The sequence below is a fragment of the Sciscionella marina DSM 45152 genome, assembly GCF_000379465.1.
Lineage (GTDB): Bacteria > Actinomycetota > Actinomycetes > Mycobacteriales > Pseudonocardiaceae > Sciscionella > Sciscionella marina.
On the sequence record NZ_KB905388.1, the window covers coordinates 44,720 to 64,339 of the forward strand.

23 protein-coding genes are annotated in these 19,620 nt (G+C 68.1%); 10 read left to right on the top strand and 13 right to left on the bottom strand.

The window, feature by feature from the left end; translation table 11 throughout:
* Positions 1 to 4 precede the first annotated feature (4 nt).
* Together A37U_RS0114750 and A37U_RS0114755 are read left to right on the top strand one after the other, a co-directional pair.
* Positions 5 to 646: a TetR/AcrR family transcriptional regulator gene (locus A37U_RS0114750; protein ID WP_083933526.1), complete on the top strand. Its 642-nt coding sequence runs from the start codon at positions 5 to 7 to the stop codon at positions 644 to 646.
* Positions 647 to 656: 10 nt separating this feature from the next.
* Entirely contained in the window at positions 657 to 1,394 is a 738-nt protein-coding gene (locus tag A37U_RS0114755; protein ID WP_020497413.1) for a class I SAM-dependent methyltransferase, read from the top strand.
* On the opposite strand, the gene A37U_RS0114760 is transcribed toward A37U_RS0114755, so the two are convergent.
* From A37U_RS0114760 to A37U_RS0114780, 5 genes are all read right to left on the bottom strand, one after another.
* Positions 1,391 to 2,317 carry an oxygenase MpaB family protein gene (locus tag A37U_RS0114760; protein ID WP_020497414.1) on the bottom strand — a complete coding sequence of 309 codons (927 nt, stop codon included), beginning with the start codon at positions 2,315 to 2,317 and terminating at the stop codon, positions 1,391 to 1,393. The two genes, A37U_RS0114755 and A37U_RS0114760, sit on opposite strands and share 4 nt — an antisense overlap.
* Positions 2,318 to 2,393: 76 nt before the next feature.
* A complete protein-coding gene (locus A37U_RS0114765) occupies positions 2,394 to 3,008 on the bottom strand; it encodes a TetR/AcrR family transcriptional regulator (RefSeq protein ID WP_020497415.1) in 615 nt (204 codons plus the stop codon).
* A 250-nt stretch (positions 3,009 to 3,258) separates the two neighbouring features.
* Positions 3,259 to 3,576, bottom strand: coding sequence for an NIPSNAP family protein (locus A37U_RS0114770; protein WP_020497416.1), 318 nt, complete (start codon positions 3,574 to 3,576; stop codon positions 3,259 to 3,261).
* A gap of 35 nt (positions 3,577 to 3,611) precedes the next feature.
* Entirely contained in the window at positions 3,612 to 5,789 is a 2,178-nt protein-coding gene (gene recG / locus A37U_RS0114775) for an ATP-dependent DNA helicase RecG (RefSeq protein WP_020497417.1), read from the bottom strand.
* A complete protein-coding gene (locus A37U_RS0114780) occupies positions 5,790 to 7,418 on the bottom strand; it encodes a DAK2 domain-containing protein (protein ID WP_040587752.1) in 1,629 nt (542 codons plus the stop codon).
* Positions 7,419 to 7,556: 138 nt separating this feature from the next.
* Between A37U_RS0114780 and rpmB the strand changes: the two genes are divergently transcribed.
* From rpmB to A37U_RS0114795, 3 genes are all read left to right on the top strand, one after another.
* The gene (rpmB, locus tag A37U_RS0114785) at positions 7,557 to 7,748 is read left to right on the top strand and encodes a 50S ribosomal protein L28 (RefSeq protein WP_026197237.1); all 192 of its coding nucleotides are present in this window, start codon (positions 7,557 to 7,559) and stop codon (positions 7,746 to 7,748) included.
* A gap of 99 nt (positions 7,749 to 7,847) precedes the next feature.
* Positions 7,848 to 8,735, top strand: coding sequence for an LLM class F420-dependent oxidoreductase (locus A37U_RS0114790; protein WP_020497420.1), 888 nt, complete (start codon positions 7,848 to 7,850; stop codon positions 8,733 to 8,735).
* A gap of 41 nt (positions 8,736 to 8,776) precedes the next feature.
* Positions 8,777 to 9,664 (top strand): LLM class F420-dependent oxidoreductase, encoded by an 888-nt coding sequence (locus tag A37U_RS0114795; protein ID WP_020497421.1) that lies wholly within the window; start codon positions 8,777 to 8,779, stop codon positions 9,662 to 9,664.
* Here the strand turns inward: A37U_RS0114795 and A37U_RS0114800 are convergent.
* The 4 genes from A37U_RS0114800 to A37U_RS0114815 form a co-directional block, all read right to left on the bottom strand.
* Positions 9,661 to 10,557: an SDR family NAD(P)-dependent oxidoreductase gene (locus A37U_RS0114800; RefSeq protein WP_020497422.1), complete on the bottom strand. Its 897-nt coding sequence runs from the start codon at positions 10,555 to 10,557 to the stop codon at positions 9,661 to 9,663. The two genes, A37U_RS0114795 and A37U_RS0114800, sit on opposite strands and share 4 nt — an antisense overlap.
* Before the next feature lie 159 nt (positions 10,558 to 10,716).
* Positions 10,717 to 11,397 (bottom strand): uracil-DNA glycosylase, encoded by a 681-nt coding sequence (locus A37U_RS0114805; protein WP_020497423.1) that lies wholly within the window; start codon positions 11,395 to 11,397, stop codon positions 10,717 to 10,719.
* A gap of 21 nt (positions 11,398 to 11,418) precedes the next feature.
* The gene (locus tag A37U_RS0114810) at positions 11,419 to 11,940 is read right to left on the bottom strand and encodes a gamma carbonic anhydrase family protein (protein WP_020497424.1); all 522 of its coding nucleotides are present in this window, start codon (positions 11,938 to 11,940) and stop codon (positions 11,419 to 11,421) included.
* 7 nt (positions 11,941 to 11,947) lie between these two features.
* Positions 11,948 to 12,424, bottom strand: a complete 477-nt coding sequence (locus A37U_RS0114815) for a GNAT family N-acetyltransferase (RefSeq protein ID WP_020497425.1) — start codon at positions 12,422 to 12,424, stop codon at positions 11,948 to 11,950.
* Between the two features lie 29 nt (positions 12,425 to 12,453).
* Between A37U_RS0114815 and A37U_RS0114820 the strand changes: the two genes are divergently transcribed.
* Positions 12,454 to 13,038, top strand: a complete 585-nt coding sequence (locus A37U_RS0114820) for a GNAT family N-acetyltransferase (RefSeq protein WP_020497426.1) — start codon at positions 12,454 to 12,456, stop codon at positions 13,036 to 13,038.
* Positions 13,039 to 13,084: 46 nt separating this feature from the next.
* On the opposite strand, the gene A37U_RS0114825 is transcribed toward A37U_RS0114820, so the two are convergent.
* Positions 13,085 to 14,029 (bottom strand): thiamine-phosphate kinase, encoded by a 945-nt coding sequence (locus tag A37U_RS0114825; protein ID WP_020497427.1) that lies wholly within the window; start codon positions 14,027 to 14,029, stop codon positions 13,085 to 13,087.
* A 121-nt stretch (positions 14,030 to 14,150) separates the two neighbouring features.
* On the opposite strand from A37U_RS0114825, the gene A37U_RS0114830 reads away from it, so the two are divergent.
* From A37U_RS0114830 to A37U_RS0114845, 4 genes are all read left to right on the top strand, one after another.
* Entirely contained in the window at positions 14,151 to 14,384 is a 234-nt protein-coding gene (locus A37U_RS0114830; RefSeq protein ID WP_020497428.1) for an Lrp/AsnC ligand binding domain-containing protein, read from the top strand.
* 19 nt (positions 14,385 to 14,403) lie between these two features.
* Positions 14,404 to 14,955 (top strand): DUF3515 domain-containing protein, encoded by a 552-nt coding sequence (locus A37U_RS0114835; RefSeq protein ID WP_020497429.1) that lies wholly within the window; start codon positions 14,404 to 14,406, stop codon positions 14,953 to 14,955.
* Positions 14,956 to 15,052: 97 nt separating this feature from the next.
* Positions 15,053 to 15,835, top strand: a complete 783-nt coding sequence (locus A37U_RS0114840; RefSeq protein ID WP_020497430.1) for a type IV toxin-antitoxin system AbiEi family antitoxin domain-containing protein — start codon at positions 15,053 to 15,055, stop codon at positions 15,833 to 15,835.
* 2 nt (positions 15,836 to 15,837) lie between these two features.
* On the top strand, positions 15,838 to 16,758 hold the full coding sequence (locus tag A37U_RS0114845; RefSeq protein WP_020497431.1) for a nucleotidyl transferase AbiEii/AbiGii toxin family protein: 921 nt from the start codon (positions 15,838 to 15,840) through the stop codon (positions 16,756 to 16,758).
* A gap of 2 nt (positions 16,759 to 16,760) precedes the next feature.
* Here A37U_RS0114845 and A37U_RS0114850 read toward each other — a convergent pair whose 3' ends face one another.
* The 3 genes from A37U_RS0114850 to pdxR are packed head-to-tail and all read right to left on the bottom strand — an operon-like array spanning position 16,761 to position 19,608.
* Positions 16,761 to 17,069, bottom strand: a complete 309-nt coding sequence (locus A37U_RS0114850; protein ID WP_020497432.1) for a PH domain-containing protein — start codon at positions 17,067 to 17,069, stop codon at positions 16,761 to 16,763.
* 19 nt (positions 17,070 to 17,088) lie between these two features.
* Positions 17,089 to 18,165 carry a D-alanine--D-alanine ligase family protein gene (locus tag A37U_RS0114855; RefSeq protein WP_020497433.1) on the bottom strand — a complete coding sequence of 359 codons (1,077 nt, stop codon included), beginning with the start codon at positions 18,163 to 18,165 and terminating at the stop codon, positions 17,089 to 17,091.
* A 9-nt stretch (positions 18,166 to 18,174) separates the two neighbouring features.
* Positions 18,175 to 19,608, bottom strand: coding sequence for a MocR-like pyridoxine biosynthesis transcription factor PdxR (gene pdxR / locus A37U_RS0114860; protein WP_020497434.1), 1,434 nt, complete (start codon positions 19,606 to 19,608; stop codon positions 18,175 to 18,177).
* Positions 19,609 to 19,620 lie beyond the last annotated feature (12 nt).

Below are 19,620 nucleotides of genomic sequence, written 5' to 3' on the forward strand. Positions count from 1 at the left end.
TCCGATGTATTTTCGGACTGTGAGTCCACATCAGCCTAGCAGACTTACGGACCATCAGTCCGAAACCTCTGCGCGGCGCGGCCGTCCGCCGGTCCCCCGCGCGCGCGTCCTCGCCGCGGCCGGGGAACTCTTCGCCGAGACCGACGCCCCGCACACCATTTCGATGGACACCATCGCCGCCGCGGCCGGGGTCGGAAAAGGAACCCTGTTCCGGGCCTTCGGCAACCGCGACGGACTGCTCGACGCCCTGTGGAACGCCAAACTCACCGCACTGCGCGAGGCCGTGGAGAACGGCGAACCGCCACTCGGCCCCGCGGCCCCGTCCTGCGAACGCATCCTCGCCTTCCTCGACGCGGTGCTCACTTTCAAACTCGAGAACCGCCACCTCATCAGCGCGCGGGAAACCGCATCCGCCGGGATCCGGCAGTCCGACCACTACCGGTGGATGCACGCCCTGCTGCGGGAGCTGATCGAGGACGCCGTCCCCACGGTGCCCGACGCCGGATACACCGCGCACGCCCTGCTCTCCGCGATGTACATCGACCTCATCGAGGAACTGCTCGCCAGCGGGCGCTCCGCGCAGGACATCCGCGCCGCGCAGTCCGCGTACGTCAAAGCAGTCGTGGACGACGCCCGGCGACACTAGGCTCGGTCCGGTGACCGAATGGACGAATGAAGCGGCGATCCGGCGGTGGGACTCCGCGAACACGCGCCAGTACATGGCAGCCACCGCGGAGGACGGGGACTTCGCCAAGCGGCACCTGGTGAATCCGGTACTGCTGCGGCTGCTGGGGGACGTGTCCGGCAAGCGGGTGCTGGACGCGGGCTGCGGAAACGGATATTTCAGCCGGATGCTCGCCGACCGGGGAGCGCAGGTGGTGGGGGTCGAACCCGCGGACAGCCTGTTCGCGTTCGCGCGGGACACGGAAACCGGGCGGCGTCAGGGCATCGAGTACGTGCAGGCGGAACTGGCCCGGCTACCGGAGCTCGGCGCTGCCTTCGACGCCGTGGCGTGCAGCATGGTCCTGATGGCGATCCCCGAATGGCAGCCCGCGATGCGTGCCTGCGTGGAAGCCCTGCGCCCGGGCGGTCAGTTCGTGTTCGCCATCGTCCATCCGGCGTTCGAGGGACTCTGGGGCACCTGGCGGGACCACGGCGAGTACCGCATGCGGCGGTACCTGGCGGAATACGAGATCACCGGGCAGCACGCGCCCGATTTCCATCGCCCGGTCTCGGCGTATCTCAACGAATTGGCCTCCCTCGGCTGCCGCCTGCACGAGGTCGCCGAGCCCGGACTGGATCCCGCGGTCGCCGCCGAATCCGGTGTTCCCGGCATCGAGAGCTATGTGCACCTGCCGAATTTTCTCCTCGTATCGGCCTATGCGAACGGCTAGCTCGCGTGCGCGGCGAGCCGCTCCTTCGCCAGGGCGGGTGTGGTCGTCTCGGCACGCAGTGGTGGATCGCCCCAGAGCGCCCAGTTCCAGATGGGGCCCACGGAAGGGGCGAGGTATCTGGCCGCGCGCAACCGGGCGCGCCTGGGCGTGAGGGCGCGGACCAGGGCCTTGGCGGGCAGGCGCACCGCGAGATCGAGCACCCTCGACTGATCGAATCCGCCGAGTTCGCGCATCCAGCGCGGAATGGTGGCGATGGTCGCGACCGAGATCGATTTACCGGCGGGCCACAGTATTCCCTTGGTGAATTCCGGGTTGAGGAAGCGGTCGATGAGATCGTTCGACTCAGCGGAGAGATGCAGTTTGTCCCGCACCGATTCGTAGTACTGGCACAGTTCCTTCCGGTTGCGCGGAACCCGTTCGGGATCGCAGGTCTGCAACTCCGCGGCGATCGCGCAGTCGGCCCAGTATCGTTGCTCTTCTTCCGGGCCGAGCTTTCCCGGGCCGTATTTCTCGTAGCAGAGCAGCACGGAATGCCAGCCGGTGATGTGGATCCAGAGCTGACTTTCCGGATTGTTGGCGTTGAACCGTTTTCCGCTGTGCGGTTCGACGCCGACGGCCTTGGCGTGCACGCCCATCAATTGCCGGGAGGCCTCGATCGCGGACCTGCTGTCCCCGATGGCCACGATGGTGAAATAGGCGAGCGTACCGTCCATCCGCCCGCGTGGGTCCTCGCGCACCCCGTTCTGCTGATCGACCGCCGCCGCGAGAAAGGGATCGAAGGTTTCCACCACGATGGAGCGCTGGAAAGCGATCAGCGCGGCCGGGCTGGTCCACACCTTCCAGGTCGGCGAATCGGGCCCGAAGAAGCCCAGATCCTCGCGGGGACGGTCTTGCCAGAAGGTGTGCCTGGTGTAGCCACTCATCGCCGCACCTCGCTGAGGCTCGGCTCGGCCAGTCGCCTGGACCGCTGTGTTGTTGATTCACTTGCAAGTTCGCTCATCAATCCTCCTCGGGTTGGAACGCGCGGTAGGCCATCCGGCCGACCAACGCGCCGAGTTCCTCGGCCGTCCACTCCCCCTCCCCGTGCACCAGGCTGCGCACGGCGCCCTCACCCATCGACATGAACTGCTCGACCAGCACCGGAAGAACGCGGTCCCCGGTTTGCCCGCGCGCGATACCGAATAACTCCGCCGCACGGCTCGCAACCAGCGTGCGTGCCCGCGCGAAACGTTGTGCCACAAGGGGATCGGCGGCCGCCGCGAACACCAGCCGCCACGAATCCCGATGCTCGGCGACCGTGGCCAGCAGCGCGGTGAACCCGGTGGCGAACACCCGCTCCGGATCCCCGGACACATCCTGTTCCAGGGCCTCGAGCACGCCGTCGAGCAGCGCGCGCTCCTCACGTTCGAGCAGCGTGGCCAGCAGTTCCTCGCGGGTCGCGAAGCACGCGTACACCACGGGACGGGTGATCGCGAGCCGCTCGGCGACCGCGGCGATCGACACCGAGGCGAGTCCCTGCTCCACGGCGATCGCCAGCGCCGCATCGAGCACCGCAGGCCTGCGCCGCTCCGGTCCCAGATGCGCGGCCCTGCGCCGCTCCGCCGCTACCACCATGCTGTTCCTACGGTCATGTAGGAAAATCCTACAGATACGCATGAACTGTGGTCAAGGCTCGCCGTTGGTCGCATCCCCAGGCGCAGAGGTGCCGGGGAGCCACGTACGCGGCGGTAGGCACGATCCGGTACAGCACCCTGACGAGACCGGAACGGGTCCGCTGAGAAACTGTCCGGACAGGACGTGGTCTATCTCAGCGACAAGCCAGCTGCGCCTGCTCGCGATCACAGGCAAAGCTCTAAGAAAGCTGTCACTGAATATCTTCGGGCAGCAGTGGGCGCATGAAAGTGCGCTCGTAGCGCACGACGCAGCCCGACTCGTCCCGGATGCGGTCCGCCGCAAGGAATTCGGGGGCTTCGCCGAACCGGGAACGGTAGATCTCGTAGTCGGCAAGGCTCGGGAAACTGAACAGGGCGAGCGCGGCATCGCTGGCGCCTTCAGCGGGCAGGAAGTATCCGTGATGGGTCCCTCCGTGCTTGCCCACCAGCTCGATCCACCGGCGCGCGAATTCCTCGAATGCTTCGGTCTTCGACGGGTCGATGACGTAGTGCACGACGCCAGTGATCACGGTGGCCAGTGTACGAATCCCAAGGGAGCAGCACCTCATGCCTTGAACAGGTAAGCCGCGCGTTCCTCGTCCAGCACTTCGGTGACCATGGCGCGCATTCCCGGATGCGCGGCCAGTTGCGGGTCCTCGGCCACGATCGAGTCGGCGTAGGTGCGCGCGACCGCGATGATCTCCTCGTCGCGCAGCAGGGAGAGCATCTTGAGCGCGGAACGGGTCCCGGACTGGCTTGCGCCGAGGATGTCGCCCTCACGGCGCAGTTGCAGATCGAGTTTGGCGAGTTCGAATCCGTCGGTGGTGGAGGCCACGGCGTCGAGTCGTTCGCGGGACAGGGATCCGCCGGGTGATTCGGTGACGAGCAGGCAGAGCCCGGCCGCGGAACCACGGCCGACGCGGCCGCGTAACTGGTGCAGCTGGCTGATGCCGAACCGTTCGGCGTCCATGATCACCATGACAGTGGAGTTGGGCACGTCCACGCCGACCTCGATCACCGTGGTCGCGATGAGCACGTCGAGCTCCCCGGCTGCGAAGGCGCGCATGCACGCGTCTTTCTCGTCCGCGGGCAACTGTCCGTGCAGCACGCCGACCCGCAACTCGCGCAGTGCCCCCTCGACGAGCATCGGGGCGAGTTCGAGCACGGCGATGGGTTTGCGCTGGCCGTTGTCGTTCTCCGCCGGTGGTTGCTCGTCCTCGGCGGCGTCGTCCTCCCCGATGCGCGGGCACACCACATAGGCCTGGTGCCCGGCGGCGACTTCCTCGGTGACCCGCTGCCACGCACGCTCGAGCCAGGCGGGTTTCTCCGCGACCGGAACCACATTGGTGCCGATCGGGGACCGCCCGCGCGGCAGCTGGCGCAGCGAGGACACCGCGAGGTCACCGTAGACGGTCATGGCGACGGTGCGCGGGATCGGTGTCGCGGTCATCACCAGCACGTGTGGGGTGGAATCGCCGGATCCCCTGCCGCGCAAGGCATCCCGCTGTTCCACGCCGAACCGGTGCTGCTCGTCGACCACCACGAGTCCGAGTGCGGCGAAGGAAACGGTCTCCTGGATGATGGCGTGCGTACCGACCACGATCCCGGATTCCCCGCTGACCACTTCGAGCAGCGCCTTCTTGCGCGCGCTCGCCGTCATCGATCCGGTGAGCAGGGTGACCCGGGTGGCCTTGTCCGCGCTGCCGAGTTCACCGGCATTGCCCAGTTCGCCCAGCATCTCCCGCAGCGAACGCGCGTGCTGGGCGGCGAGCACCTCGGTCGGGGCGAGCAGCGCGGCCTGGTTGCCCGCGTCCACCACCCGCAGCATCGCGCGCAGGGCCACGATGGTCTTTCCGGAACCGACCTCACCCTGCAACAACCGGTTCATCGGATGCGCGCCCGCCAGCTCGGCCTCGATCGTCTCGCCGACCTCGCGCTGGCCCTCGGTGAGTTCGAACGGGAGCCGTTTGTCGAAGGCGGCGGCGATCCCATCGGGTTCAGGCGGGCATTCCGGGGCCGGATGCCCGGCGGCCTCGGTCCTGCCGAGCGAGAGGGCCAGCTGGACCGAAAGCGCCTCGTCCCATTTCAACCGGTCCTTGGCGGCCTCGACCTCGTGCTCGGTCGCGGGCCGGTGGATCGCCCGGATCGCGGTGTCCAGCTCCATGAGGCTCAGTTCCTCGCGCAGGCCACCGGCGAGCGGATCGGGCACCGTCTCCATCGTGTCCAGCACCTGGCCGACGCTGGCCGCGATGCTCCACGACTGCAGGGTGGTCGCGGCGGGATAGACCGGGATCAGCTCGCTGGTGAACTCCTGCGCGTCGAGCGCTTCATCGTCATCGAGCAGCCGGAACTCCGGGTGGGCCAGCTGCAGAGATCCGCGGTACACGGTGACCTTGCCCGCGAACAGTCCCTGCACGCCCGGCGCGAGCCGGTTCAGCCCCTTGACCCGCTTGGTGAAGAACACGCAGGACAGCTGCGCCGCCCCATCGGTGATGTGCACCGTGGTCATGGTCCCACTGCGGTTGCGCATCCGCCGCTGGTCGACCTTGACCACCTTGGCCATCACCGTGACGTGTTCCCCGGTCTCCAGCCCGCGGATCGCGGTGAGTTCCCCGCGGCGCGCGTACCGGAACGGGTAGTGCCGCAGCAGTTCGCCGACCGTCCGGATGTCCAGCGCGTTCTCCAGCGCGTCCGCGCTTTTCTTGCCCAGTAAGGGAAGCAGCCGCTGATCGTCCCGCATCATTCACTCCACCCCGAGTACGAGTACCGCGTCGAATTGGTCTCCGGTGTACACGGTCAGGTCCACTTCCGGATGCTGGGCACGCACCCGGGCGCGCAGGCCCGGACCGAGTGTCTCGCCCGCCTGCATCCCGAGCAGTGCGGTGACCAGTTCACCGCCGTTGCCGAGCATGCGGGTGAGCAGCTCCCCTGCCGCCTCGGTGACCAGGCCCTCGATGTCCTGCACGACCGGGTGCCTGATGAACACCACCTCACCGTCCACCATGCCGAGCACATCCCCGGGAACACAGTGCCCCGCCCAGGTCAGCGCCTCCTGCTCGGCGAACACGAGCGCACCACGCCGGGTCGCGGCCGCGGCCTCGGCCATCGCGACCACGTCGTCCTCCGCGCGCCGCGCCGGATCGTGCACCGCCAGCGCGGCGAGGCCCTGCACCGGAGACATGGTGGGGATCACGGTCACCGACTGACCTGCGTGCCGCGCGGCCTGAGCCCCCGCCTCGATCAGTTCGGCGAGTTCGGGTTCGTTGCTCAGCACGGTGACCGTGGCCGCACGGCTACCGGTGAGCACGGCGAGCACCTCGGAGACGCCCGGTTCGGCGCCGGGTTCGAGCACGAGGACCGCGGCCCCCTCCGCGCGGAACAGCTGGGCGACCCCGGGGCCGCGAGCGATGGTGACCAGTGCGCGTTCCTGAGCGAACCGGCTGGGCACCGCGACCTGATCGGCGAACCGCGCCACGGTGATCCGGTACGGGCGCCCGGTCTCGATCCCCGCCTCGATGGCCGCCCCGACGTCATTGCAGTGCACGTGCACGGTGCTGGTCCCGGCCCCGTCTCCGGCAATGGAGACACAGTCCCCGATCGAACCCAGTGTGGTAGCGAGCGCCTCGGTCGGTGCCTCGGTGTCCAGCAGGTACATCACCTCGTACTGGAACTCGCTCGCCCCCGATTCACGCACGGTCAGCAGCGCGTCCGCCTGCCGGGCGAGCACCCCGGCGCGACCGGGTCCGGGCGGCGGCAACGCGATCGTGCCCGCCCCGGCCACGGTGTTGTGCAGCTCGGTGAGCAGGACGAGCAGCCCGTGCGCACCCGCGTCGACCACCCCGGCCGCGGTGAGCGCGCCCAGCTGGACGCGGGTTCGCTCCAGCGTCTCGCTGCCCACGGCCACGACCGATGCGGTCAGCTCGGCGGGCTCGGTACCGTGCGCGCGCTCGGCGATCTCGGCGAGCACGGTCAGCATGGTGCCGTCGGCGGGCTCGCTGACCGCGTCGAAGGCCAGGATCCGCGCCTTGTGCAGTGCGGAGCGCAGCTGCCCGGTCCCGAATAACCTTCCCGGCTCGGCCACGTCCGCGAAACCGCGCAGGACCTGCGACAACAGCACCCCGGAGTTGCCCCGCGCGCCCGCGAGGGCCCCACTGGCCACGGCCCGCAGCGCGGCGGCCGCATCGGGTGCCTCCGCGCGCAACAGGGCGTCGAACCCCGCACGCAGGGTGTGCGCCAGATTGGTCCCGGTGTCCGCATCGGCGACCGGGTACACGTTGATAGCGTCGATGGCAGCCCGATGCCGTTCGAGCGTGCGGACACCAGCGGAGATCCACGCCCGCACGTCACCCGCTCCCAGACCCGCGCAAGCCATGCGCGCAGGCTACCGAGTCGGGCTCCCCCGCGCCCCCTTCGCGGTACCCGTGTCAAGCCCCCGATCGCCGTACCGTTATGCTTGTCCGGAACTGATGCGTTCTCAAGGACCAATCCTCAAGCGATAGGGGTGTTCGACGTGGCTTCCGTTTGCGACGTCTGTGGCAAGAAGCCGGGCTTCGGCAACTCGGTCTCGCACTCACACCGCACGACACGTCGCCGCTGGAACCCCAACATCCAGACGGTGCACGCGAAGGTCGGCGTTTCCGCGCGCAAGCGGATGAACGTCTGCACCTCGTGCATCAAGGCGGGCAAGGTCGTCCGCGGCTGAGCGCCACAGACTTTCCGGAACCCCCGTTCGCCCGCTCGGGCAACGGGGGTTTTTCGTGCGCTTGACCTGGACCGCGCTCCAGGACCTAGCGTCATCGGTATGCAACTCGGCACACACATCTGGTCGTTCACCGGATACGAGAACACTCAGGGCGGCTTCGGCGGCGAGCTCGCCAGGGCGGGCGAGGCGGCCGAGCGCGCGGGGCTCACGCACCTGAGCGTGATGGATCACTTCTTCCAGCTCGAACACCTGCAACCGGCCGAGACGCCGATGCTGGAGGGCTACACGGCCCTCGGTCATCTGGCCGCGCACACCTCCACCGTGCGGCTGGGCATGCTGGTGGGCGGGGTCACCTACCGGCATCCCGGGCTGCTGATCAAGACCGTGACCACCCTGGATGTGCTCTCCGGCGGCCGCGCCTGGTTCGGCATCGGGGCCGGCTGGTACGAACGCGAGCACCGCGGACTCGGGGTGCCGTTCCCGCCGACCGCCGAACGGTTCGAACGCCTCGAAGAGACGCTGCGGATCAGCCAGGCCATGTGGGACCCGGCGAGCACGGCCCCGTTCGAGGGCAAGCATTTCCAGCTCGCCGAGACGCTGTGCGTACCGGCCCCGGTCAGCAAGCCGCGGCCACCGGTCATGATCGGTGGTGAGGGCGAACGCAAGACGTTGCGGTTCGTCGCGAAGTACGCGGACATGACCAATATGGGCACCCATTCCGACCTGGACGGGATCCGGCGCAAGCTGGACGTACTGCGCGGGCACTGCGCGGATCTCGGGCGCGATTTCGACTCCATCGAGAAGACCGTGCTGTACAACAAGGCCCAGCTCAGCGAGGACGAGGTGGACGGATTCGTGGAACTGATGTCCGGCTACGCCGAGGCCGGGATCGACACCGTGTTCCTCATGCCGCTCGCGGACCGGCCCGCGAGCGAGTGGATCGAGGCAGTGGGCGCCCCGCTCGTGCCACGGCTGGCGGCGCTGTAGACCTTGACCTGGAGCGCACTCCAGGATCTACGGTCGTGTGCATGCAACTAGGCACACATATTTGGTCATTCACCGGATCCGAGACCGCGGACGGAGGCACCGCCGGGGAGCTCGCCCGGGTCGGCGCGACCGCCGAGCAGGTGGGCGTCCACGCGGTCAGCGTGATGGATCACTTCTTCCAGATGGACCGGGTCCGCCCCGCCGAGGAACCGATGCTGGAGGGGTACGGCGCGCTGAACTTCCTCGCGGCGCACACCTCTTCGGTGCGGCTCGGCCTGCTGGTCGGCGGGGTCACCTACCGGCATCCCGGGCTGCTCGCCAAGACCGTGACCACCCTGGATGTGCTCTCCGGCGGCCGCGCCTGGTTCGGCATCGGGGCCGGCTGGTACGAACGCGAGCACCGCGGACTCGGGGTGCCGTTCCCGCCGACCGCCGAACGGTTCGAACGCCTCGAAGAGACGCTGCGGGTCTGCCAGGCGATGTGGGACTCCTCGAGCACCGCCCCGTTCGAAGGCAGGCACTACCAGCTCGCCGAGACCCTGTGTTCGCCCGCACCGATCAGCGATCCGCATCCGCCGGTGCTCATCGGCGGTGGCGGCGAACGCAAGACGCTGCGGCTGGTCGCGCAGTACGCGGACGCGTGCAACCTCGGCACCGACGCCCGCTCGGTCGACGCGATCGCGCACAAGCTCGAGGTGCTGCGCAACCACTGCACCGACGTCGGCCGGGACTACGCGCAGATCCACAAGACGATGCTCTACAACGGCGGCGAACTGCACGCGGGTGACCATGACGGGTTCGTGGAGGCGATGGCGGGCTACGCCGAGATCGGCATCCAGACGGTGTTCGTACTACCGCCCGGGGACCGGCCTTCGGAGTGGATCGAGCAGAACTGTGCCCCGGTGGTACCAAGGCTGGCCGCGCTCTAACTGACCGATTCGAGCGTGGCGAACAGTTCGCGTTCGCGCGGTGGCCGCCGCTTCTCCAGGCCGTACGGTTCCAGGTGAGCGGCGAGCACCCCGTCGAAGGCGCGGCGCACCGATTCGCTGTCCCAGATCTCCCGTTCGAGCACCGGCTGCTTCATGTACGGCTGGCCGATGATGTGCAGCTGGTTTCCATTGCAGCGCACCATCTGCCCGGTGATCCCGTCCGCCTCGTCGGAGAGCAGGTACAGCACGACGGGCGCGATCTTGGCCGGGGTACGTGAGGGCGGTGCACCGCGCAGCGCCCGCTCGGAGTTCCACACCATGCGGGTGTGCGCGACCGGGCAGACCGCGTTCACCCGGACCCCGATCTCCTCGCAGTCCAGCGCCCAGGAGTAGGTCAGCGAGGCGAGCGCGCCCTTGGAGGCCGCGTAGGTGGCGAGGTTGTGCTGTCCGAAGGAGGCAGCCGAGGAGATGTTCACGATCGAACCACCGCGGCCCGCTTCGGCCATCGCGCGCAGGGCCGTGGTCCCGGTGTACATCGAACCGAGCACGTTCACCGAGATGAGTTCGCGGATCCGGTCCGGCTCATCGCGCCAGGACGGGGTGTCGTAGTTCAGCCCGGCGTTGTTGACCAGCCCGTCGATCCGGCCGAATTCCTGGACGCAGCACTCCACGATGGCCGCTGCCTGGTCCGGATCGGCGATGTCCCCCGCGCTGACCACGGCACTCCCGCCGTAGGTGTTGATCGTGTCCGCGACCTGTTTGGCGAGCCCCTCTTCGATGTCGTTGACCACGACCAGTGCGCCAGCCTGCGCGGCATGGGTGGCGAACGCCTCGCCAAGCCCGCGACCCGCTCCGGTCACGGCGACGGCCTTACCCTCCAGCATCCCGTTCATCTCTGCCTCCCGCACCTGGCGACGCAGCCCAGCATCGCCCTGACACCACTGTGGTCGGTGTGGCGGCGGTAAAGCGGCGGTTCGCGCCGAAGGGCGCGCGCAGTGCGGTGAATGACCGAGGGTTAACAGCTCGGCCGATCTGCGCGAGTGAAGACAGCGCTATTCCGGCAGTCGCCAGTCGACCTCGGGTGCTCCGGCCTCGGCGAGCGCGGCGTTCGCCCGGGAGAACGGCCGCGAACCGAAGAAACCACTCGAAGCGGACAGCGGGCTCGGATGCGGGGACTCGATGCAGGTCACACCGTCGAGCCAGGGTTTGAGGTTGCGCGCGTTGCGGCCCCACAGGATCGCCACGAGCGGGGTACCGCGCGCGGCGAGTGCCTTGATCGCGTGCTCGGTGATCTCCTCCCAGCCCTTGCCCTGGTGCGAGTTGGGGCTACGCGGGGCCACGGTGAGTGCCCTGTTCAGCAGGAGCACCCCGGTGTCGGCCCATGGCGAGAGGTCACCGTTGGACGGTGCGGGGTAGCCGAGGTCCTCCGTGTACTCCTTGTAGATGTTGATCAGGCTCTTCGGCAGTGGGCGCACGTCCGGGGCGACCGAGAAACTCAGCCCGACCGCGTGCCCCGGCGTCGGGTACGGATCCTGGCCCACGATCAGCACCCGCACCTGGTCGAAGGGCTGAGTGAAGGCGCGGAGCACATGCTTGCCCGCGGGCAGATAGGTGCGGCCCTCGGCGATCTCGGTGCGCAGGAACTCGCCCATCTTCGCGATCTGGTCGGCGACCGGTTCGAGCGCTTCGGCCCAGCCCGGATCGAGAATGTCTTTCAGTGGTGCTGCCGCCATGACCGGTGACCCTAGCGTGAGCTAGTCGAGCCGCCGCAGGGACTTCGCGAACTGGGCGCCGCGCTCGACGTAATTGGCCACGATGGCCGCCACCATCTCGGCGTTGACCGACTTGTTCTCCCGGCATTTCGCGGGGACCCCGAGCGCGATCTCCCCGCCGGCCACCTTGCCGCGGTACGACAGGACCGCACCCGCGCCGACCACTCCCCCGTCGGCGATCTCGGTGCCGTTGAGCACCACCGATCCGGAGGCGATCAGGCAGCCGGTGCCGATCACCGCGCCTTCCACGTGCACGTTGTGCCCGATAGCCGAACCCGGTCCGAGCACGGTCGGCATCCCCGGCGAGACGTGGATGATGCTGCCGTCCTGGACGTTGCTGCGCTCCCCGACCACGATCTCCGCGGTGTCCGCACGCAGCACAGCCTGCGGCCAGATCGAGGCCTGCGCGCCGATCCGCACATCGCCGATCACGGTCGCGTCCGGGTGCACATAGGCGTCCGGATGAATGTCGGGGGTGAGCTCGCCCAGCGCGTAGATGGCCATTCCGTGGTCAGCTCCTCGGCGGTGTCGTCAGTTGCTTGGCATAACAGCGGCATTCGGGTGCCTCACGGTAATACCCGAACGACGGGATCGGGTGGTACCCGGTTGAGACATAGAACGCCATCGCCTCGGGCTGCTCGGTCCCGGTCTCCAGGATCACCCTGGTGAACCCCGCCAGCGCAGCGGTGCGTTCGAGTTCCGCGATCAGCACGCGGGCCAGGCCCTTGCCCCGATGCTCGGCGAGCACGAACATTCGCTTGATCTCGACATCCCCCGGGTCGCCGTGCACCCCGGAACGCCAGCCGCCGCACGCGATCGGTTCGCCGTCCAGCGTGCCGAGCAGAAAGGTGCCTTTCGGCTCCGCGAATTCGGCCGGATCGATCGGGGACTCGTCGGGATCCCCGTAGCGCTCCCGATAGAACCGTTGCGCCGCCTCGGTGAGTGTTTCGACATCCGGGTGAGTGAAAGGAACGGTCTCGATCAGCACGGTACGAGCCTACTGGCACAATTCCGCGGGTGACACGATGGAGCAGCACCGCCGATTCGGTGACATACGGTAAAAACATTCTCGACGGAAAGCACATTCGGCTTCGCGCGCGCACCGAAGCGGATCTTCCGGTGCTGGCGAACTGGTACGAGAACCCGGAAATCGCGGTTCTGCAGCAGATGATCGTGCGCCCGGTCCCCGAATCCGGTTCGGTGGAACGATTCCGGAACTGGACGGCGAACGAATCCCTCGAGGCCGTCGGATTCTGCGTGGCACGGAAATCCGATGGCGCGCTGCTCGGGCAGGCCGGGCTGATCGGAATCGACCTGCGTAATCGGAGCGCGGAACTGATCATCATGCTCGGCCCGGAATTCCACGGGAAAGGGTACGGCTCCGATACCGTTCGCACGCTCGTGCGCTGGGGCTTCGCCGAGCTCGATCTGCACAGAGTCGAGCTGTGGGTGTTCTCCTTCAATACCGGCGCGATCGGGGCCTACCGGCGCGCCGGGTTCACCGAGGAAGGCCGCAAACGCGAGGCCTTCGTGCACGACGGGCACCGCTACGACGCGGTGCTCATGGGTGTGCTGCGCAGCGAATGGTCACCTCGGCCATAGTGCTACAGCCGTAGTACCACAACTGTAGTGCTACAACTGTGGCACCTCAGCGGTAGTGCTGCCAGCCCTGCGCACCCTCGTGCTCCGCGCCGTCCACGGTCACCCCACTGCCCTCGGCGACCTCACCGATGATCCGCCACTGTTCGGGAACGGCGGCGGCCACCGCGAAGGTCGCCACGAGCGCATGGTCCTCGCCGCCGGTCAGCACCCAGGACAGTGGGTCCGCGCCGAGCGCCGAACCGACCTCGACCAGCCGGTCGTCCGGAGCGAGTGCCTCGGCGCGCAGATCGATCGCCACCCCGGAGGCCCCGGCGATGTGCCCGAGGTCGGCGAGCAGTCCATCGGAGACATCGGTCATCGCGGTCGCCCCCGCCACCGCGGCGCGCGGCCCCTCGGCGTAGGGCGGCTGCGGGCAGCGGTGCACGTTCACCACCGCCCCCGGAGCGCGGAAGCCCCTGCTGAGCACCGCGAAACCGGCCGCGGACCAGCCGAGCTTGCCCGCGACCGCGACCACATTCTCCGGCCGCGCTCCCGAGCGGGTGACCGCCGCCCTTCCCTCGAGATCACCGAGCGCGGTGACCGAGATGACGAGCTGGTTCGCGCTGGAGAGATCCCCGCCGACCAGTCCGGCGCCGAGACTCGCCGCCTCCTCGGCCATGCCCGCACCGATCCCCTCGAGCACGGCGAGCTCGGTCTCCGCGGGTGCGGACAGCGTGGCGAGCAGCGCCGTTGGCACCGCGCCCATCGCCGAGATATCGGCCAGATTGATCGCCGCGGCCTTGCGCCCGACCTGTTGCGGACTCGACCAGTCGAAGCGGAAGTCCACCGACTCGACGATGGTGTCGGTGCACGCGACGACGGAGCCGGATGCCGCGGCGACCACCGCGGCATCGTCGCCAGGGCCGAGCAAGGTACTCGCCGGTTGCCGCAGGCCGTCCGTGATGCGCTCGATCGCGCCGAATTCACCCGTGGAGGCTAGCGTTTCATCCACCTGACCTGCACCACCTTGACTGCGAAAGTTCGGATTTCCAACTATCGGCCTCACACGGTAAGTTCTTCGGTACGGTAACTGTCCTACCTGGAGCACCGGCCTGACGACGAAGGGGCGCGCCGTGGTCAACGCATATATCTTGATCCAGACCGAGGTCGGCAAGGCCGCCGAGGTCGCGAGCGAGATCGCCGGAATGCCCGGAGTCACCACCGCCGAGGACGTCACCGGCCCCTACGACGTGATCGTGCGCGCCGAAGCGGAGAACGTGGACATCCTCGGCCAGATGGTCGTCGCCCGCGTGCAGAATGTCGGCGGGATTACCCGAACCCTGACCTGCCCGGTAGTCAACCTCTGAGCAATGCCACGCTAGCCGCGTGCGAACCGATTCCACCGGTATCCCCAAGCCCGCGATCGTGCTCGCCGCGATCCTCGGTGCGGCGCTTCTCGCCGGGGTGATCGTGCTGCGCGTGTACTCCGGGAACGAACCGGCGCAGCCCAAGCACAACAAGATCGACAAGCCACTCGCCGTCGCCCCGGTGCCCGCCCCCGACGCGGGGAACAAGGACTGCGCCGCGTTGCTGGGGAAACTGCCGCGCACCATCCCCAGCGACGGCGAACAGTTGTCCAGGCTCGCCCTCGCCAAACCGGTCCCACCGGCCACCGTCGCCTGGGCCGCGACCGGAGACCCCGTCATCCTGCGCTGCGGCATCGAAAAACCCGCCGAGCTCACCCCCACCTCGCAGCTCACCGTCGTCTCCGGCGTGCAGTGGCTGCGGGTCGCCGATCAGGGGCGCGCGACCTACTACGCGGTCGACCGACCGGTCTACGTCGCACTGACCGTACCCGATTCCGTCGGCACCGGACCGCTCCAGGACACCTCGACGGCCATCCGCACGGCGCTACCGCAGAAACCCGTTCGGCCGTAGTCACCACTCAACACCTACAGCATTTATTGCAAGCAACTACAGCAGTTATTACCCCTAGAAGGTAACAACTGCTGCGAGTTGATGTAATATTCGCTGCATGGAGATGCGATCGGCTCTCGAGCTACTCGGCGAGTTCACCGCCGAGCAGTGGGGACTGGTGACGCTCCAGCAAGCCAAGAAATCCGGAGTAGATGCGGTCACCATGCATCGGCTCAAGGAAGCGGGTTTCCTCGCACATGTGCGCCGCGGGGTGTACGCCGCCACCGCGGCGGTTCCGACGACCGCGCGCGACGAACAGGCGGCCTGGCTGACTTTCGATCCCGCCACGCCCGCCTGGGAACGGGATCCGCTGGACACTACGGGCGGAGTGGTTTCCCATGCCTCGGCCTGCCGCCTGCATGAAGTCGGCGAATTCGTCACCGACCGGATCACCTTCACCGTTCCTCGCCGCCGCACCAGCCGGGACCCAGATCTGCGGTTCAAGATCGCTTCGCTTACCGAGCAGGATGTCGTCCTGCTGGACGGCCTGCCAGTGACCACCATGGCCCGCACCGTTCAGGACCTGCTCGCCGAGAATGCCGACGCGAGCCACCTCGCGACCATCATCCGGCAAGCGGTCGAGTCAGGACAGCTACGCCTGGACACATTCGTGGAGCAGATCGCGCCCTATGCCCGTCGTTACCGGGTACGACCGGATGATGGTGCGGCACTACTCGAGCATCTGCTGTCCCACATCGGCCTGTCGGCTGAACGCCTGCTCATACGCCCACAACCTCGATCCGCTGAGGCATCCGCCGCCCTTGCCTCCGAAGCGATACTGCAGCTCCGCGAGATGGCGGAGGGAAACAAGGGCGAGAGGACGCCAAGGGAGCGCAACTAGCGATGTCCACACCACGTCCCCCGATCACTCCCGCCGGCTACCAACAGCGCATCAACAGTCGAGCCGCGAACGCGGCGCAACACAGCACACTGAGCAAGTCCCAGCTGATCGGCATCTACTACTACCGGCGACTCCTGGCCAGAGTATTCACAGCGGATCCGGGCTACTGGACCCTCAAAGGTGGACAGGCCCTGCTAGCTCGATGGCCCACGGCCCGCTACTCGACAGATATCGATCTGCTTCGCGAAGGCACACTCGATGAGGCAGTGCGTGCCTTGATCTCAGCGGCGAACACCGATCTTGATGATCATCTGCGGTTCGCCCACAAGGACACCTCGATGCCGACGGAGATCGAGCGGCTCACCAGGAAGGTGCGCTTCCGCGCCATGGTGGGCAACAGGGAACTCCACGTGGTCAGCGTTGACGTGGTCGCGGGAGATACGCCTTCCGGCGTGGTCAGCACATCACTTGAGTCCCCATTCGGCCCGGACGGGGAACCGTGGCCGCCGGTACGAATGTTTCCGCTCGAAGATCACACGGCCGAGAAAATCTGCGCCATGTACGAACTGCACGGCCACTCGGGTGCCGCGTCAAGCCGCTACAAGGACCTCGTGGATCTGATGGTCATCGCGCACCGCAGCACTCTCAATGGGCCGACGACGCACGCTGTGCTACAGGCCGAGGCTCGCCGTCGCCAACACCACATCACTCTACGACTGCCGAGCACCTTTACCCTTCCCGACCGATCGTGGACAAGTGGTTACGGGAGATTCGCCAGCCGCGTCCACGAACTCCCACGTGAACTGCACACCCTGAGCGGGGCCCGCCCACTGATCGAGGCATTCCTGAATCCCCTGCTCGGGGCTGATCCGCCACCAGGGCACTGGGTTCCCGAACAACGGCGCTGGGCCGCGGAACGCTGACCTCACCCCACGGAGACACCGGCGTCGCGCAGTTCCGCGAGCACCTTGTCCGGGTCGTCCGGCGTGATCACCGGTTTACACCGGCGGCCGAGGTCGAGCTCGATCGCGGTCGTCTTGCGCGGGCGGCGCGCGTCGAAGTTGTACCAGTGCACGAAGTCGCCGCTGCCCCAGATGCGCAGCCTCGAAGGATTGGTGACCCGCGCCTGCCGGATCCGGTCGTAACCGATGCGCTTGGCTCCGAAGGGGAAGTAGTACCGGCGCAGGACGAGTTGGTGTCCATCGAGCGTGATGCCGTTCTCCTGGTAGGCCATGTCTCCAGGGTACGAAATCTCAGCGCAGCCCGGTTCCCCGCGCGAGGGCGGTGTCGATGAGGGTGCTCAGCAGGGTCCGGTAGTCGATGCCGGTGACCTCCCACATCTTGGGGTAGGCGGAGGTGGCGGTGAATCCGGGCATGGTGTTGAGCTCGTTGACGATGGGCTCGCCGGATTCGGTGATGAAGAAGTCGACCCGGGCGAGTCCCTGGCAGTCGAGCGCCCGGAAGGCGCGGATGGCCTGCTCCTGGATGGCGGCGGTGACGGCGTCGTCGAGTTTGGCCGGGATGTCGATCTCGCAGCGCTCGTCGGTCTCGAGGTATTTGGATTCGAAGTCGTACCAGTCGTCCCCGCGCATCCGGATCTCCGAGGGCAGGGAGGCGCGCACGGAACCGTCGGGGAATTCCAGCACTCCGCACTCGACCTCGCGGGCGCCGACGACGCCTTCCTCGATGATCACCTTGGGGTCGATCTCGCGCGCGCTGGCGATGGCGGCGGGCAGTTCGGCGGCCGAACCGACCTTGGTGATCCCGGTCGAGGAACCGGCCCGCGCGGGCTTGACGAACAGCGGGTAGCTGAAGTCTTCGAGTTCGGGCTCGTCCTCGCCCCTGCGCAGCACGGTGAACCGGCCGACGCTCATCCCCTCGGCGGCGAGCAGTTTCTTGCCGAACTCCTTGTCCATGGCCGCGGCCGAGGCGAGCACCCCGGCACCGGCGTAGGGCACACCCGCCATCTCGAACATGCCCTGGATGGTGCCGTCCTCGCCGTAGGCGCCGTGCAGCACGGGGAACAGCACGTCCACCGCGGAAAGCACCTCGCCCGCGCTGGGCTTGTCGATGGAGACCAGGTCACCGCCCGCGAGCGCGAGATCGGTTCCGTCACTGACCGAGGGCAGCCGCTTGTCGCGCAGTTCGAGCTCACGCGGGTCGGTGGTGCCGAGTACCCAGGAACCGTCCTGGGTGATACCGACGCCGACGATCTCGAACCGGTCCCTGTCGAGATTGGCCAGCACGCTCGAAGCGGAGACGCAGGAAATGGCGTGCTCACTGTTGCGGCCCCCGAACACCACGGCGACCCGGATCTTCTGACTCGTCAACTCGACTCCTTAATGGCCTCGCCCACCTGGCGAGCCAGCGTACCCGCACCGCTTCAGCAGCCCGGCCACCACGGGTAATGCCTGCTCCAGCTCGGCGTGGGTGCAGGCGGTGTACCCGAGCGCGACCCCGTGCCACTGCTGGGTACCGATGTGGTGGCGGGCCAGCCCGTCGATCCAGATCCCCTGTTCCCGCGCGCCGTGCACGACGGCGTCCTCGCGTTCGAGGTCCTCGAGCGGCACGACCACGTGCGCGCCCGCATCGTCGCCGAGCACGTCCGCCCCCGCCGCGCGCAGGGTGTGCACCACGAGCTCGCGGCGCTGGTGCAGTACCCGGCGGATCTTGCGCAGGTGCCGACCGAGGTCGCCGTTGCGGGCCAGCTGTACGAGCACCTGCTGTCCGGCCGCGGCGGGGGCCACGCCGGTGCGTTCGCGGTAGTCCAGCACTTTCCCGGTGACCTGTTGCGGGGCGATCATCCAGCCCGCGCCGAGTGTCGAGGTGAAGATCTTGCTCGTGGTGCCAAGGTGCACGACGACATCCGGGGCGAGCGAGGCGAGCAGCGGCAGCGGGGCCACGTCGTAGCGCAGTTCGCCGTCGTAATCGTCCTCGATCACCAGCCAGCCGCGTTCCCGCGCCCGTTCCACCAGCTGCACCCGCCTGCTCGCGGTCATCCGCCCGCCGAGCGGGTACTGGTGCGATGGCGAGCAGTACACCGCTTTCGCCGCGGGATCGATCTCGTCGACGCGGACCCCGCCCTCGTCGACGGGAACCGGAACCACCCGCACTCCCGCCGAGCGCAGCACCTGGACGGCGCGCTGATAACCGGGATCCTCCATGGCGAGCACGTCACCGGGTTCGAACACCGCGCAGGCGAGTTCGTTGACCGCCGCGGTGGTCCCCGCGGTGGCCAGTACCACCTCGGCGATCCGCGCGGGCGCCACGGAGAGCCCGCGGTGGCGCAGCAGGTGCTCGGCGATCACCTCGCGGTATTCCGGAAGGCCCGCGCGTACCGGGCGCAGCAGCGGTTCCTCGTCGGCGGCGGCGCGCCAGGCCCGTCGCCAGGCCGCGCGGTCCATGTCCTCGATCAGCGGGGCGCCCGGGGCGAGGTCGATGTACTCGCGCTCGCCCCTGCCCTGCCCGGAAACCCTGCCGTGCGGGATCCCGCGCGGTGGGGTGGTGGTGACATAGGTGCCCGAACCGTGTTTGCCGTCGATCCACCCCTCGGCGTGCAACTGGTCATAGGCGGCCGCGGTCACCGTGCGGCTGACCCCGAGTTCGGCGGCGAGCGCCCGTGTCGACGGCAACCGGTCCCCCGCGCGCAGCACCCCGTCCGCGGCCGCGGTGCGGATCGTCTCGGCCAGCTGCACCGCGAGCGGGGTCGCCGTATCGCGCTCGAGCGTGATCGGCAGATTGGTGATCGGGGTGGTGGCGCGCGGATGGGTCACGGACTGGCCTTC